At 69.7% G+C, this 15,050-nt stretch carries 11 protein-coding genes and 1 pseudogene; all 12 read left to right on the top strand.

Annotated elements, in window-relative coordinates; translation table 11 throughout:
* Positions 1-31 precede the first annotated feature (31 nt).
* The 12 genes and pseudogenes from ABD347_RS01785 to ABD347_RS01735 all read left to right on the top strand — a co-directional run bounded on the left by ABD347_RS01785 (position 32) and on the right by ABD347_RS01735 (position 14,695).
* Complete coding sequence (locus ABD347_RS01785; protein WP_344355541.1) at positions 32-1,033, top strand: SGNH/GDSL hydrolase family protein; 1,002 nt, start codon at positions 32-34, stop codon at positions 1,031-1,033.
* 134 nt (positions 1,034-1,167) lie between these two features.
* Complete coding sequence (locus ABD347_RS01780) at positions 1,168-3,333, top strand: iron-containing redox enzyme family protein (protein ID WP_344355538.1); 2,166 nt, start codon at positions 1,168-1,170, stop codon at positions 3,331-3,333.
* Positions 3,333-5,171 (top strand): carbamoyltransferase family protein, encoded by a 1,839-nt coding sequence (locus tag ABD347_RS01775; RefSeq protein ID WP_344355536.1) that lies wholly within the window; start codon positions 3,333-3,335, stop codon positions 5,169-5,171. Before ABD347_RS01780 ends, ABD347_RS01775 begins: the two co-directional genes overlap by 1 nt.
* 15 nt (positions 5,172-5,186) lie before the next feature.
* A complete protein-coding gene (locus ABD347_RS01770) occupies positions 5,187-5,333 on the top strand; it encodes a hypothetical protein (RefSeq protein WP_344355534.1) in 147 nt (48 codons plus the stop codon).
* A gap of 53 nt (positions 5,334-5,386) precedes the next feature.
* A complete protein-coding gene (locus tag ABD347_RS01765; RefSeq protein WP_344355532.1) occupies positions 5,387-5,794 on the top strand; it encodes a DUF6917 domain-containing protein in 408 nt (135 codons plus the stop codon).
* Complete coding sequence (locus ABD347_RS01760) at positions 5,794-7,002, top strand: threonine synthase (RefSeq protein ID WP_344355530.1); 1,209 nt, start codon at positions 5,794-5,796, stop codon at positions 7,000-7,002. The genes ABD347_RS01765 and ABD347_RS01760 overlap by 1 nt, the downstream gene beginning before the upstream one ends.
* Entirely contained in the window at positions 6,999-8,636 is a 1,638-nt protein-coding gene (locus ABD347_RS01755; protein ID WP_344355529.1) for a thiamine pyrophosphate-binding protein, read from the top strand. The genes ABD347_RS01760 and ABD347_RS01755 overlap by 4 nt, the downstream gene beginning before the upstream one ends.
* Position 8,637: 1 nt before the next feature.
* Entirely contained in the window at positions 8,638-9,900 is a 1,263-nt protein-coding gene (locus ABD347_RS01750) for an ATP-grasp domain-containing protein (protein ID WP_344355526.1), read from the top strand.
* Positions 9,901-10,030: 130 nt separating this feature from the next.
* A pseudogene (locus ABD347_RS30600) lies at positions 10,031-10,609 on the top strand (HAD family hydrolase); the annotation flags it as partial.
* A gap of 207 nt (positions 10,610-10,816) precedes the next feature.
* Positions 10,817-11,812: an asparaginase gene (locus ABD347_RS30595; protein ID WP_425575566.1), complete on the top strand. Its 996-nt coding sequence runs from the start codon at positions 10,817-10,819 to the stop codon at positions 11,810-11,812.
* Between the two features lie 379 nt (positions 11,813-12,191).
* Positions 12,192-13,451 carry an ATP-grasp domain-containing protein gene (locus ABD347_RS01740; RefSeq protein WP_344355521.1) on the top strand — a complete coding sequence of 420 codons (1,260 nt, stop codon included), beginning with the start codon at positions 12,192-12,194 and terminating at the stop codon, positions 13,449-13,451.
* The gene (locus tag ABD347_RS01735; RefSeq protein WP_344355518.1) at positions 13,448-14,695 is read left to right on the top strand and encodes an MFS transporter; all 1,248 of its coding nucleotides are present in this window, start codon (positions 13,448-13,450) and stop codon (positions 14,693-14,695) included. Before ABD347_RS01740 ends, ABD347_RS01735 begins: the two co-directional genes overlap by 4 nt.
* Positions 14,696-15,050 lie beyond the last annotated feature (355 nt).

Genomic DNA, 15,050 nt, shown 5'->3' with positions numbered 1-15,050 from the left:
AGGTCCGGGCGTACTGCCTGAGGAGCTATCTGTGAAAATCAGGAACGAACTGGCGCCATACCTTGCGGGCTATGAGGAGAAGTTCACGAGCAAGGGCGAGATCCGCTGGCTCCCGCATCTTCTCTTCTTCCACCCGCAATCGCATCGTTCCGACGTGGTGAACACCGACTCGATCGGTTTTCGGTACGCCACGGACGGCGACCGCAGCTATTCGGTGGCCGACCAGGGGGACGCCGAGTCGGTACGGCTTCTGGCCGGCAGCTCCACCGTCTTCGGTATCGGTGCCAGCTCCGACGCCTGGACGCTTCCCTCGCGGCTGAACGCGCACGACGACCGGGGCGGGACCTGGCTCAACTTCGGCGGCCGCAGCTTCAACTCGACGCAGGAGCTCCTCCTGCTCACGCTCTACCGTCACCTGTTGCCCAAGGTGGACGAGATCGTGCTGTTCTCCGGGTTCAACAACCTGAGCCTGGCGCGCATGCCGCAGATGCGGGAAGAAGATCACGGCACGTTCTTCCAGTACACCACGTACCAGGACATCTTCGCGCAGCACGAGAGAGCGAAGGCGAAGTCCTCCGTGCGCAGCCTGCTGCGCAGGGAGAAGGAAGCGCCCGCACCGGCCGTGCCGAGCATCGACGAGCAGATCGCCTACGCCGCCGACCTCACGCTGCGCCACCTGAGCGGGTGGAAGGCGCTGGCGTCCACCTGGGACGCGAAGATCACCTACATCCTCCAGCCGCTGTCGGGCTGGGTGCGCGACAAGGGCAGCAGGGAGGAGGAGCTCATCTTCGACGAGCTGGAGCAGCACGGCGGTTTCGCTGCGATGTATGGCGACATTCTGAGCCGCGACGTGAATATCGAGTACGCGGCGATGCTGGAGCAGGGCGCGAAGGAGATGGGTATCGACTTCGTCAACTTCAGTCCCGTCATGGCCGATTCCGCCAAGCCGGACCAGTGGCTGTTCATCGACCGGATCCATCTGACCGACCACGGCCATGACTTCGTCGCCGGCAAGATTCTGGAAAACATCTAACCTGGAGCCCCGCATGTCGTTCATCAAATCCCTGATCGACCGGATATTCCGCCGGAAGAAGCGGTCCAAGAAGCCCGACGCTTCCATTTACCCGATGTTCTAGGGTGGCCGACCACAGCAAGAGAGCATTCCCCATGTGGCGTGAGAAGTACCGCCGGTGTGCCGACCCAGAGATATTTCTGGGCACCACCGCGATCCAGACACTCATGGCCGAGGTCGCGTCTGTTGATCTCGGGACCGAACCTCCGAACCTGTCCGTCACGCTCGACGAGGTCTCCGCCTGGTCGGACGAACAGCGGAGCGCCTACCGCGAACTGACGGACCTCGCCGACCGGACCGAGGCGTCCGAGACCCTGGCGCACGCGCTTCTCCGCCAGTCCGGGCCGCTCGCCTCGACGCTCGGGGCCTGGTTGCAGGGCATGAGCGCACCCGGGGTCTTCGAGGACGAGGTCCACCTCCGGATCCTGGCCCTGTTCGCCGACGACATCGGCGTCGGCGGCCCGCGCTCGTCGCGCTACGACGCGTTCAAGGTCCTCGCGGCGCAGTCCGGCCGTCCCGAACTGGCCGTGGACGCCGACGAACTGGCCGCTGAGCGGCCGATCCGGGACCACATGTTCGCGCTGCCCGCGACCTTGTTCGCGATCAGCCGGCGCAGCGACGAGTTCGCGCCGCTGATCGCCGGCATCGACGTGGTGATGCGCTCCGTCGGCATGCTCCCCTGCTGGGAGGCGCTCCGGGCGAGCGAGGGCACGGCGGCCGAGTGGGCGCGCCTGGATCTGGCGCGGTCCACCGGGGCCACCGGCATCTCGGCGCCACTGGACGTCTCGCGTGACGTGGCCGGGAAGTTCCGCGCGACCGGTGAGGCCGCGCGCCGCCAGGTCGAGCTCGGTGCCGCCTGGATGCTCGACGCCCTGCGGTCGTGGAACGCACTGCTGCTCGACGAGGCCCGGGTCGCGCTGCACCCTCGACGTGCGATGGAACAGCTCATCCGGGAGCGTGCCCGGGAAGGAGCCGTCTACCACCAGAACTTCCGGATGGGCGGCGGAGACACGCTCTCCGAACTGCTGGAGCGTGCGAAGTCCGACCCGGGGCCGCTGCTGAAGGAGCTGGCCGCGACCCGCATGGTCAAGCCCGGCAATGCCGAGCGCAGCTCGCTGGTCAACGGCCTGATCGGGCCGAAGGGTCCGATGTTCCGGGTCTTCTCGGCCGCCGACGTCGAAGTGATCTCGAAGTGGATCGACTCCCTGGCCGACCCCGATCCCGATCCCGATCCCGAGCCCGCGCTGCCGCCGGTCGCTCGGGTACCGAGCGCGCCGGCGCCCGATGTCCTCGACAGGACGGACGAGGACGGCGTGGTGCCGGCCGACATCCGTGAGGCCTACTTCGTGCTTCAGGGGCGCGTGCTGGCCCCGGCCACCCGTGACTTCGCCGTCCGGTATGTGAAGCGCTGGCTGGGCAGGGCGAAGCGGTCGCTGGGCCGCACGGACCGGTCGCTGCCCGAGCAGTGGGCGCCCACCGGACTGCGTCCCTGGCTGCTGGACATGCACGACAAGCACGGTGACGAGTTCGAGACCGGCAGGTCCGGCGACATGCCCAGCCGTGAGCAGGTGGTCGACGAGACCCTGCAGCTGGCGCCGCTGACGCTGATCGACGGATCGTGGCTGCAGGGGTTCACCGACGCGGGGCTCGCCACCTCCCGGTTCGGCTTCCCGCTGTTCGAGACGTACTGGGACGAGCTGGGCAACGGCGACATCGACATCAACCATCCCAAGATCTACCGTGATGTGCTGCGCGAGATGGGCATCGAGCTCGCGCCGACCGGCAGCCGGGAGTTCGCCTACGACACCCGGTTCCGCGAGGAGTCGCTGGAGCGGCCGGTCTACTGGCTCTGCCTGGGCAAGCTGCCGCACACCTTCATGCCGGAGATCCTCGGCATGAACCTGGCGATGGAACTCTCCGGCGTCGGCGGCAGTTACCGCACCGCGCGGCGCTTCCTCAAGCACTACGGCTTCTCCACGCACTTCGTCGATCTGCACAACACGATCGACAACGTGTCCACCGGCCACTCGGCCTGGGCCGCCGACGCCATCGACACCCACATGCGCACGGTGTCGAAGCTGTCGACCCCGGCGGAGGCCGCCGCCGAATGGGAGCGGGTGCGCATCGGCTACGAGTCGCTGGCCCCGCTGCCGTCGTCCACCATCGCCGACCGGATCGGCGACCGATTCCTTACAACTCCGTGGAAACCTCGATCGCACGGCGGGTCGCTGTTCCACCACGCACCGGTGGGGGTGTCCTGATGTCCACGTACACGCTGGGAATTTCGGCCTACTATCACGACAGCGCGGCCGCGCTGGTCCGCGACGGCGTGGTGGTGGCCGCCGCGCAGCAGGAGCGCTTCAGCAGGGTCCGGCACGATTCCGCGTTTCCGACGGACGTCATCGCGTACTGCCTGGACCACGCCGGTATCACCCTGGAAGAGCTCGACGCCGTCGTCTACTACGAGGACCCGCGTCTGAAGTACGGGCGTGTGCTGTCCTCGTTCGCCAGCGCCGGCCCGCGCGGGCTGCGGCCGTTCTCGGCCGTACTCCCGGAATGGCTGCGCTGGAAGCGCGACGTCCTGAAGCGCGTGGACGCCGAACTCATGGTGATGGGGCGCGGCACGGCGCCGCGGGCCGTCGCCTCGCAGCATCACCGCTCGCACGCCGCGTCGGCGTTCTTCCCCTCGCCGTTCGAGAACGCGGCCGTGCTCACGATCGACGGTGTGGGCGAGTGGCAGACCACCACGATCTGGCACGGGCGCGGCAACTCCCTGGAACTGGTCAACTCGGTCTCGTATCCGCACTCGGTGGGGATGCTGTACTCGGCGTTCACCTACTACTGCGGCTTCAAGGTCGACTCCGGCGAGTACAAGCTGATGGGCCTGGCGCCCTACGGGGAGCCGCGGTACGCCGACATCATCCGCCGGGAGCTGGTGAACATCCGGCCCGACGGTTCGTACACGCTGAACATGAAGTACTTCGAGTTCCACCAGGGCAGCCGCATGGTGGGCCGCGCCTTCGAGGAGCTGTTCGGCGCGCCGATCCGGGACGCGGAGAGCGAACTCGAGCAGCGCCACTGCGACCTGGCGGCCTCGGTACAGGTGGTCACCGAGGAGATCGTGCTGGGCCTGGCGCGGGCCGCGGTCGAGCAGACCGGCGAGCGCTCGCTCGTCATGGCCGGCGGCGTCGCCCTGAACTGTGTCGCCAACGGTGTGCTCAGCCGTTCCGGCATCGTCGACGAGCTGTGGATCCAGCCGGCGGCCGGCGACGCGGGCTGCGCGCTGGGCGCCGCGCTCGACCACGCGGTCCCGGCGCACGGCCGGCCGCACCTGGCCGACGGCGGGGACGGCATGTCGGGCGCGCTGCTCGGGCCGAGCTTCTCCGACGGCGAGATCGAGAAGTTCCTCGACGAGAACGGCTACGTCTTCACCACGTTCTCGCAGGACAAGCTGTACGACGAGGTGGCCGGCCACCTGGCCGACGGCGCCGTGGTGGGCTTCTTCCAGGGGCGCATGGAGTACGGCCCCCGCGCCCTGGGCGCACGGTCGATCATCGGCGACCCGCGCGACCAGTCCATGCAGAAGCGCATGAACCTCAAGATCAAGTTCCGCGAGTCGTTCCGGCCGTTCGCGCCGGCCGTGCTGGCCGAGGACGCCAAGGACTACTTCGGCCTGGTCGGCGACAGCCCGTACATGCTGGTGGTCGCCGAGGTCGCCGACCGGATCAAGACCGAGGCCTCGCTGAACCCCGGCGGGCCGAGCCGCGGCCTGGGCAGCATCAACGAGGCCCGTTCGGAACTGCCCGCCATCACGCACGTGGACCTCTCGGCGCGGGTGCAGACCGTCACCGAGCGCGACAACGCCCCGTACGCCCGGCTCCTGCGCGCCTTCAAGGCGGCGACCGGCTGCCCGGTCCTGGTGAACACGTCGTTCAACGTGCGTGGTGAACCCATCGTGCACACCCCCGAGGACGCCTATCGCTGCTTCATGCGCACCGGAATGGACGTGCTCGTCCTGGGCAGCCACGTGCTGCACAAGGACGACCAGCCTCCGTTCGCCGAATCCGTCGACTGGCGCGACGAGATCCCGCTCGACTGACAAGGAATGGTCTCCATGCGTTTTGCAGCATCCGCGGTGTTCGTCGCGGTGTTCGTTCCGATCTCGCTGTACCGGCGGGTGCGGGGCTCCAGCCGTTTCGGTGCGCGTTTCCACCGGGGGCCCTCGGCCTGGGACCTGCCGCGTGCGGTGGATCCGCGCTGACGGCGCTCAGTCACGGAATTTTCCCGACAGAACTTTCCGAGAAGCGGGGACTAATGTTTACCAGCAGAGAATCGTTCCGGCTGCGTTGGGTCGCGGTCATGGACCACACCCGGCACGACCGGGCCATCGAGCCGTCGAAATGGCAGACGCGGTGCATTCGTGCGGGTGAGGTGCACGAGTTCGTCAACGTGGGCCCCAGCCCCCGGTACCCGGTCGACCACGTCGAGTACTACGGCTTCGCCACGTTCGAGACGTCGGGCGTACTCGCGGTCGGCGACGCCCTGATAAGCGAGGGGCGCACGCTCGGAACCATCAGCGGCTTCGACGAAACCCACATGCCGAACCACTACAACATCCTTGTCGAGGGCACGGAACTCCGAAACGGCCACGCGATCGGAGTGAAGGCCGGAATGGCCGTCAGCACGCGTCCGAGAGAAGACAAGGATTCCGGGGGATCCTGATGTTTGACTACCAGAAGCTGTACGCGAACCACACGCCGGCCGACCGTCCCGTGTTCCTCTGTCTCGGCTGCGAGAAGGAGACGGACGACAGGACGCACCGGTGTCCCTCCTGCAGCGGCGCGATCGAGGTCCTGTACCCGCTCGACCGGGTGGAGATCGGACCGTTCGACTCGAACCCCAGCCCGCTGCGGCGCTACAAGGACGTCCTGCCCGTGGCCGACGAGGAACACCTCACCTGGCTGGGGGAGGGCAACACCCCGTGCACCGACGTGCCCGCGCTCGCCCGGCTGCTGGGCGTCCGCTCGGTGTACATCAAGGACGAGTCGCGCAACCCCACGCGATCGACCAAGGACCGCATCGCGTCGGCCTCCCTGAGCCGGTTCAAGGGCCTCGGCGTGCGCGAGTTCGTCATGGCCTCCACGGGTAACAGCTCCATGGCCTACGCGAACTCGATGAGCCTCGTCCGGGGCTTCAAGCTCCACATCTTCGTGGGCGAGCAGTTCGCGTACCGTCTGAACTACGCGGACCACCCCCAGATCGCCACGCACGCCGTCGCCGGCACCTTCGTCGGCGCGGGCGCGATCGCCCAGAAGTTCGCCGAGGACAACGGCTACTTCTGGGAGGGCGGCTTCTTCAACTACGCCCGCCGCGAGGGCCTCAAGATGTCCTACATCGAGGCCTACCAGCAGATGCCGTCGGCTCCGACACACGTCTTCCAGGCCATCAGCAGCGGCATGGGCCTGCTCGGCGGATACAAGGGCGCCGTGGAGATGCACCGCCTCGGCCTCCTGGAGAGCCTCCCGGCGTTCGTCGGCGTGCAGGAGGACAGCTGCGCCCCCATGGTCAGCGCGTGGAACGCGGGCCGCGCCGTGATCGCGGAGGAGGACATCGTCGACAACCCCGACGGACTGGCCCACGCCATCCAGCGGGGCGACCCGACGAACACCTACCCCTACATGCGTGCGATGGCGCTCAACACGGGCGGCGCCCTGGTGGCCGCGCGGACGCACGACATGTACATGGTCAAGGGTCTGCTGAAGTCCCTGGGCTTCGACGCCTGTTACGCGGCCGCCGCCTGCCTCGCGGGCGCGATGCGCATGGCGCAGGAAGGCGCGCTCAAGGAGGACAGCGACCTGCTCATCATCCTTACCGGCGCGGAGCGACCCATGCTGCCCACGCCGACGAACATCCTGGCCGTCGCCTCATGACCACGGTTGCGGACGAGATAGCCCGCAGACTGTCGCAGCGGGGCGTCACCCATGTCTTCGGATACCCCGGGGAGACCTCGCTCTCCCTGTACGCGGCCTTCCAGCGGAACGACTCGCTCACCCACGTCGTGGGCAGGTGCCCCCGGGGAGCGGCCTACGCGGCCGAGGCGTACGCCCGGGTCAGCGGGGGCGTCGCGGTCTGCGACGCCCCGGGCGGGATCGGTTCTCCCTACGCCACCCCCGCCCTCCTGGAGGCGTACAACAGCGGCACGCCGCTGGTGCTGATCACCTCGGGGCCGAGCAAGAGCACCCCGCGGCCGTGGGCGACGGGACAGGTCGAGCACGCGCGGCTCTTCGACAGCGTCGCCAAGCACGTCTACGTCGTCCGTGAGCAGCGGGGCGCGCTGGGTGTCGTCGACGCCGCGCTCGCCCTCGCGGAGCGGCCCCGCCGCGGCCCGGTCGTCGTCGAGATCGCCCCCGACGTCCTGGAGGCCGAGGCGGACCCGAAGCTGCTCGACGAGCTCACCGCCGCGTCCGCCGCCCCGGAACCCGCGGGCACGGCCGCCGAGGCGGGCGGGGAACACCCGGCCGCCAGGGCCGCCGAGGCGGTCGGGCGAGGCGCGAGCGTCGCCCTGATCGCGGGCGGCGGCTGCCACGCGGCGGGCGCCGCCGAGGCGCTCCGGGAGTTCGTCGACCGGTTCGGCATCCCGGTGTTCACCACGCTCAACGGCAAAGGCGTCCTCTCCGAGGTCGGCACCGACCTTCCCCGGGTGGTCGGGTCGAAGGGCGACACGCCCGCGAACGAGTACATCAGCGGCTGCGAGGTCGTGCTCTACGCGGGCTCCAAGCTGGGCGACAAGTCGACGAACCAGTACGCGTGGCCGTCACCCGGCCAGTTCCTCGTCCGGATCGACAACGATCCGCAGATCGACGCCGCCGATCCGGCGAGCGGGTGCCTGCTGCGCGAGGACGTCGCCGGCGGCCTCAAGCTGCTCTCCGACGAGCTGGGGGAGTGGTCCTACCGCGGCCCCCGTCCGTCGGCCACCGCCGGCGACTGGTCCAAGTCCGGCACCGCGTCCCTCGTGGCGACGGTCAACGCGGAGCTTTCCGACCGGGACGTCTGCGTCGGTGAGGCCAGCGTCGCGAGCGGCTGGTTCGGCGCGCTGCTGCGCCTCGCACCACCGCAGAGACTCATCACCCCGCGCGGGACCGGAAGCCTCGGCTACGCGATTCCCGCGTCCGTCGGCGCGGCCGTCGCCCGCCCCGACGCGACGGTGTGGTCCCTGGTCGGGGACGGCGGACTCACCATGTCCATCGGTGAGTTGGAGACCATCGTCCGCCTCGGGCTCAACGTGAAGATCACCGTGCTCGACAACGGCCGGCTCAATCTGATCGACCAGCACGCCATCCACCGTCACGGCGCCGCCGCCGTCAGCCGTGACTTCCACCGGATCGACTGGCCCACCATCTGCGCGGCGATCGGCCTGCCGGTGATGGCCTGCGACGACCCGGACCGCGACGCGTCGGAGATCGCGTCCTTCTTCTCCCGGCGAGGCCCGGCCGTCCTCGTGCTCGACACGTCGGTCGACGAGGTCTCGCCGGACATGGCAATTGCAATTCGAAAGGCGCACTGAAATGACCCTGATGATCCTGCACACCCGCAACGCGAGCCGCCGCAAGCACCTTGCCAAGGCCGCGGAGACCGCCCACGCGCTGGGGCACCGGGCGATCGTCGTCGTGGAGGAGCCCAGCTGGGAGCACGAGTACGTCGACGCGGTCTACTCCGCGCCCACCGGCGACCTCGAGGCCACCGTCGCCCGGTGCATGGAGATCGCGAAGGAGGAGTCCGAGCCCATCGCCGGTGTGATCGCGTTCGTCGAGCACAGCGTGCCCGCCGCCGCCGCCGTCGCCGAGGCCCTCGGCCTTCCGTACATCTCCCCCGAAACGGCCGCGAAGAGCCGCGACAAGCTGACCATGCGCGAGGCCTTCGAGACGGTGGGCGTCTCGCAGCCGCGTTTCGCGCTCGCGTCCTCGGTCGAGGAGGCGCAGAAGGCCGCGGAGACGATCAAGTACCCGCTCGTCATGAAGCCGATCATCGGTGGCGGCAGCATGTTCGTCCGCCGGGTCGACACCCCGGAGGAGCTCGCCGAGCACTTCGGGGAGATCCAGAAGGGCGCGTGGGCCGGCTTCGACTACGACCCGCTGTTCTTCCTCAAGTCCCGTTACTCCGAGGGGATCCTCCTCGAGGAGTTCCTCGTCGGCAACGAGATCAGCGTCGAGAGCTACGTGCAGGACGGCGAGACGACGGTCGTCGCCGTGCACGACAAGCCCACCCCGATGGACGGCCCCTTCTTCGAGGAGACCTTCTACGCGACCCCGACCGTGCTGACGGGCGAGACGCTGGAGAAGGTCAAGGAGTTCACCGCGCTGGCACACCAGGGCCTCGGCATCACCCAGGGCGCCACCCACACCGAGTTCCGGGTCTCGCCCGACGGCGAGCCCTACATCCTGGAGACCGGCGCGCGGCTGGGTGGCGGCCCGGTCTACCAGAGCGTGCTGCTGTCGACCGGCATCGACATGGTCGAGGTCCTCACCAAGGTGTCGCTCGGCGAGAAGGCCGACGTCTTGGTCAACGACGCGAACGCCCGCCACGTCGGCTTCTCGCTGCACTTCGGCGAGAAGCCCGGCGAGCTCGCGGCCGTCGACGGCATCGACACCCTCGAGGCCGACGAGACCGTCTCCGAGGTCATGATCTACAGCCGGATCGGCGACCTGATCGACGTCCCGCCGCGGGTCTGGCAGGCCCACGGTCACGTGATCTTCACCGCGGCCTCCCGCGCCGGCATCATCGAGAAGCAGCGGCAGGTCAACGAGACGCTGCGCTTCCAGGTCCGGTAACTGCCGTTTTTGCTCCCCGCCGATCGACGCGGGAGCACGGGCGGTTCGCGATGACGTGAACCGCCCGTGCACCGCCGTCGCCGTCCGCCGGGTGAAAGGTTCCTTTGTCGTGGTGGGTGCGGTGACGCATATGCGATGTGACGCTCTGTCCCTCGATCTGGACGAGACCCTCATCGACTACTCCGTGAGTTCGCCGCGGGCGCTCGAAGCGATCGGTGCGCACGGGTCGGATCTGCCGCGGTGGTACGAGGTCTCCGCGCGGGCCGATCGCGACCTGGACCGAGGCCTCCTCCCGGTGGAACAGTACGAACGCGAGAGGATCCGGCGGTTCCACGAGGCGTGCCACCGCCGGACCCTGTCCGCGTCCGAGCTGGACGAGCTCGTCGCGCGGCGCCGCGGCGCCGTGCTCGCGTCCGTGCGCCTGTTCCCCGACGCCGTGCGGTTCCTCGACACCGTGACGGCGCTCGGCCTCAGGTGCGTGGCCGTCTCCAACTCGTTCACGGCGCTGCGCGAGGACATCGTCCGGCACCTCGGTCTGGCGACGTACTTCTCGCACATCACGTACTGCGGTGACGGCACGCACCGCAAGCCCGCGAAGGAGGCCTTCTCCCGCGGGCTCGCGGCGCTCGCCGGAGCGGAAGCCGTCGTGCACATCGGTGACGAGTACGAAGCCGACGTCATCGGCGCCGGCAACGCCGGGCTCCGGAGCGTGCACGTCGACCGGTCCGGTGGCGGCTGCGCGCACGCCGGGGCCTGCGTCGCCTCCCTCGACGTCTCACTGGAACGCCACGCGCACGGGGTCCTCGTGCGGTTCGGTACGGGACCGGTCCTGACCGTCGACGAGCGGAACCTGCCGTACAGCCACCTGCCGCCTCCCGGCACCGTCAACACACCTTCCCCCAAAGGAGCCCCCGCCATGAGTTCCGCCCCTGCCGACGCCGCCGTCTACCGTGGCGGTGACCCCATAGCCGAGGTCGTCCGCTCCGGCTTCACGGAGAGCTTCCACCGCGGCTCCGTCGCGGTGACCGACTCCGCGGGCACCCTGATCGCCCGGGTCGGCGACGCGGTCTCCCCGGTCTTCCCCCGCTCGGCCATCAAGCCGGTGCTCGCCGTCGCGATGCTGCGCGCCGGCTGGAAGCCCGCCGGGGACGCCGAGCTGGCCGTCGCGGCGGCCAGCCACCGGGGCGAGCCGGCGCACGTGGAGCGGGTCGAGAGGATCCTGGCCGACGCGGGCCTGGACGGCGACGCCCTGCGGTGCCCGCCGGACTTCCCCATGGACCCGGCCGCCGCCCGTGCGATCGTCGCGGCCGGCGGCGAGGCCCGGCGCGTGTACATGACCTGCTCGGGCAAGCACGCGGCGATGCTCGCGACGTGCGTCGCCAACGGCTGGGACACCGCCACCTACATGGAGCCCGGCCACCCGCTGCAGAAGCTCGCCACGTCGGTGATCGAGGAGCTGACCGGCGAGACGGTCGCGGCGACCGGCGTCGACGGCTGCGGTGTGCCGGTCCTCGCGGTGGGCCTGACCGGCCTGGCGCTCGCGATGTCCCGCCTCGTGGAGGCCTCCGAGGGCACCGAGGAACGTGCGGTGGCCGACGCCATGCGCGCCCACCCCCACCTCGTCGAAGGCACCGACCAGACGGACGCGCGGGCGATGCGGGCCGTCCCCGGCCTGCTGGTCAAGTTCGGGGCCGAGGGCCTGCACCTGCTGGCCGCGCCGGGAGCCGGGGCCGTGGCGGTGAAGGTCGACGACGGCGCGAGCCGCGCGTCCATGCCGGTTGCCCTGGACGCGTTCATCACCCGCGGCCACCTGACGGTGCCGGAATCCGCCAAGGAGGCAGTGGAGAAGCTGATCCGTCCGGAGATCCGGGGCGGCGGCCGGCAGGTCGGCCATCTCCGCACGCTGCTCTAGCGGGTCACCCGCGCGGACCACCCGCCGATCGGGTTAAATGACGAGGCTGTCACCGACAACGTCGTCGATCGTGGTGCCGCCCTGTGAAGGGCCGCGGGCGGTCCGGCGTTCCACCGGACCGGCTTCGGCGGCGCGGAGGCGGGTACGCCGCGGCGCGCCGCGCTTCGATGGGCGCTCACCTTCCTGCCCGTAGGCGATGCGAACGCGTGAAAGGCCGAACGCAGGACACCCCTCGCACCAGCCTCATCCCACTTGAGAGAAACGAACCTGTGAGAATTCTGCTCCCGCACACGAGGAATCACAGCCGACCGCAGCGGCCGACCCGGGGACGGGACATAGCCGGGGCACCGTGCCGCGCGTTGACGGCCGGGGAGGCCCGATGAGGTACCTGGTTCTCAACCGGACTCCGCTCACCTCGGGACTCCGCTTCCCCGACTGGATCGGCGCCGACGACGAGGCGGTCCTGCTGACCGACACGGCGGCCGTCTCGACCGACCCGCGGGAGCGCACCGCCCAACTCGCCGGGTACGCCCACGTGGAGTTCTTCGACGACTTCCACTTCAACCCCCTGGTGGAGAGCCAGGCCCTCGCCATGCACCGGAAGTGGGGTTTCGACCGCGTTCTCGCGCTGTCGGAGTTCGACATCCTGCGCGCCGCGCGTCTGCGGGAGATCTTCGGCGTGCCGGGGCAGGACGTCGCCAGCGCGACCGCCTTCCGCGACAAGCTCGACATGAAGCGCATACTCTCCGAGGCCGGCGTCCCGCTCGCCCGCTACGCGCCCGTGTCCAACCTCGCCGACCTGCTCGGCTTCGTCGAGGGGAACGGGTACCCGGTCGTCGTCAAGCCGCGGCGCGGCGGCGGTTCCATGGACGTGCACGTCCTCCGGGACGAGCAGGACATCGACTCCCTGCTCGCCGCCCACCGCGACCTCGGCACCGACGACGGTGCCCAGCTCATCGCCGAGCAGTACATCGAGCACGAACTGCTGCACGTCGACGGCATCGTCCTCGACGGGGAGATCAAGCTCATCTGGGCCTCGACCCAGGGCGACAGCACGTGCCTGGACATCAAGCAGGGCAACGCGCTGCACAGCTGCCTGATGGACCCGGACGACCCCCTGCTCGCCCCCGCGCAGGAACTCACGCGCCGGGCGCTGGCCGCGCTGCCGACGCCGGACACCTCCATGTTCCACGCCGAGGTCTTCCTCACCGAGGACGGACGTATGGTGTTCAACGAGGTCGCCAGCCGCATGGGCGGCGGGATGATCGAGGACGTACTCAAGCTGGGCTTCGGCGTCTTCCTGCCCGAGGTGTACGTCCGCAACCTCAGCGGACACGAGCCGCTCGACGTTCCGGCCGCACCGCTGCGGATCGCCGGCCTCTCGCTGTTCCCGCCCCGCCCCGGCACCCTCGTGCGGATCCCCGGGGAGTGCCCGGTGCCCGGCATCACCGAGTACCGCACGTACGCCGAACCGGGTGCCGAGCTCGAACCGGCCAAGCTGAGCGTGGAGAAGATCGGCTCCGTGCTCGCCACCGGCGGCTCGCGCGCGGAGGTCGAGACCGCCCTGTCCGACGCCCTGACGTGGTTCGAGCGGAACACCGTCATCCAGGGCCGCGGCGGACCGGACTCCGCGTCGTGATCGAGACGCTGCGCCTCGCCCGGCGCACACCCGGCGTACTCCTGCTGCTGTTCGGCAACTTCGCGGTCGCGTTCGGCAGCAACATCGTGATCCCGTTCCTCGCCGTCTACCTGACGCGGGAGCAGAACCTCAGCCCCGTCGTGGTCGCCATGGCCATCACGGTCAAGTTCTGGTCCCAGCAGGGCCTTTCCATGCTGGGCGGCTGGATCGCCGACCGGGTGGGCCCCGTCCGCGCCATGTCCGGCGGACTCCTGGTCCGGGCGGTGTCGTACCTGGTGCTCCTGTCCGTCTCCGGGCCCGTCCAGGTCGTGACCGCGTGCGCCCTCCTGGGCCTGGGCGGTGCGATCTACGTACCGGCGTCGAAGGCGGCGCTGGTACGGCTGCTGGGGACGGGGGACCAGCTGCGGACGGTCTTCGCCCTGCGCAGTACCGCGAACAACGTGGGCTGCGCCGTCGGCCCGCTGGCCGGCAGCCTCCTGCTGCTGGTCGCCGACCCCCGCATCGGCTTCGTCGTCACCAGCGTCATCTACATGGTGCTCGCGGCCGTCTTCCTGCGGCTGCGGCCCCTCGTGGACGCCGAGGAGCCCACCGGCGCGGACTCGAAGGCCGCTGCCGACGCCGACGGCCCGGTCACTGCCGTGAACCGCCGGAACCTCGCCTGGGTGCTCGCGTGCGGTTTCGCCTTCGGGTTCTGCTACATCCAGCTCGAATACGCGCTGCCGGTCTACACCGGCAGTGTGCAGAGCGCGTCGCTCGTCGGTGTCCTGTTCACCGTCAACGCGATCGCCGTGGTGCTGCTCCAGGTCCCGCTGAACCAGTACACCAGCAAGATCAGCAGCTCCGCGCTGGTCATCTGCGGCGCCCTGCTGATCATGACGACCAGCTTCGCCGCCGCCTCGCTGGGATCCGTGGGCGGCCTGGTGGCCTCCGTGCTGCTGTTCTCCGCCGCGGAAGTGCTGATCGATCCCCGGATCGACAGCGAGATGGCCAACACGGTCCCCGCCCACCGGCGCGGCATGGCCTTCGGCTTCATCGGCACCGCCATGGCCCTGGGCGGCGCCTGCGCCAACGCGCTGGCCGCCTGGCTGTCCACGGACGACGGCGCCCCGGAACGGCAGTTCTGGCTGCTGCTCGTCGCGGTGAGCGCGGCCTTCGCCGTGGTCCTCTACGCCGCCTCGTGGGCCGTACGCCCCCGGGGCGCGGCGAAGGTGGAGCGGGACATGAGCTCCGCCTCGTCCGTCTAGAGGCCCTCCGTACCGCGGAGACCGACACAGCACAGTGCCCCGAGGCCTTCTGGCCTCGGGGCACTGTGTCACCCACCGGTGATCCCCCGCCGGTGTGCCCGGTGGGACCGCGCCAGGAGCCCGAGCCGGCCGAGGTGTCGGTGGCCGCCCGGAGAAGGACCGCCACGCCTCGTGTGAGAGGTCCCCGCGGAACGGTTGGGCGGCGACACGCTCCATGCGGTGTGCGGTGGTGATCGCCACGCATGACGACACCGTCCGTGAAGCCTGTGACAACACGTTCGCCGTGGGAGCGCCGCTCGTGTCCAGGCCCTCCTGAACCGGCGGCGGTAACGTCGGGCGGCGCGCGCCCACGACC

The organism is Streptomyces gobitricini (assembly GCF_039532985.1).
Classification (GTDB): Bacteria; Actinomycetota; Actinomycetes; order Streptomycetales; family Streptomycetaceae; genus Streptomyces; species Streptomyces gobitricini.
Note: the sequence above shows the minus strand (reverse complement) of the source record. Positions and strands in the feature narration are given on the sequence as shown.

Coding starts and splice junctions, on each gene's coding strand:
- ABD347_RS01780 (WP_344355538.1), top strand. CDS start 1,168: ATGTGGCGTGAGAAGTACCGCCGGTGTGCCGACCCAGAGATATTTCTG.
- ABD347_RS01775 (WP_344355536.1), top strand. CDS start 3,333: ATGTCCACGTACACGCTGGGAATTTCGGCCTACTATCACGACAGCGCG.
- ABD347_RS01770 (WP_344355534.1), top strand. CDS start 5,187: ATGCGTTTTGCAGCATCCGCGGTGTTCGTCGCGGTGTTCGTTCCGATC.
- ABD347_RS01765 (WP_344355532.1), top strand. CDS start 5,387: ATGTTTACCAGCAGAGAATCGTTCCGGCTGCGTTGGGTCGCGGTCATG.
- ABD347_RS01760 (WP_344355530.1), top strand. CDS start 5,794: ATGTTTGACTACCAGAAGCTGTACGCGAACCACACGCCGGCCGACCGT.
- ABD347_RS01755 (WP_344355529.1), top strand. CDS start 6,999: ATGACCACGGTTGCGGACGAGATAGCCCGCAGACTGTCGCAGCGGGGC.
- ABD347_RS01750 (WP_344355526.1), top strand. CDS start 8,638: ATGACCCTGATGATCCTGCACACCCGCAACGCGAGCCGCCGCAAGCAC.
- ABD347_RS30595 (WP_425575566.1), top strand. CDS start 10,817: ATGAGTTCCGCCCCTGCCGACGCCGCCGTCTACCGTGGCGGTGACCCC.
- ABD347_RS01740 (WP_344355521.1), top strand. CDS start 12,192: ATGAGGTACCTGGTTCTCAACCGGACTCCGCTCACCTCGGGACTCCGC.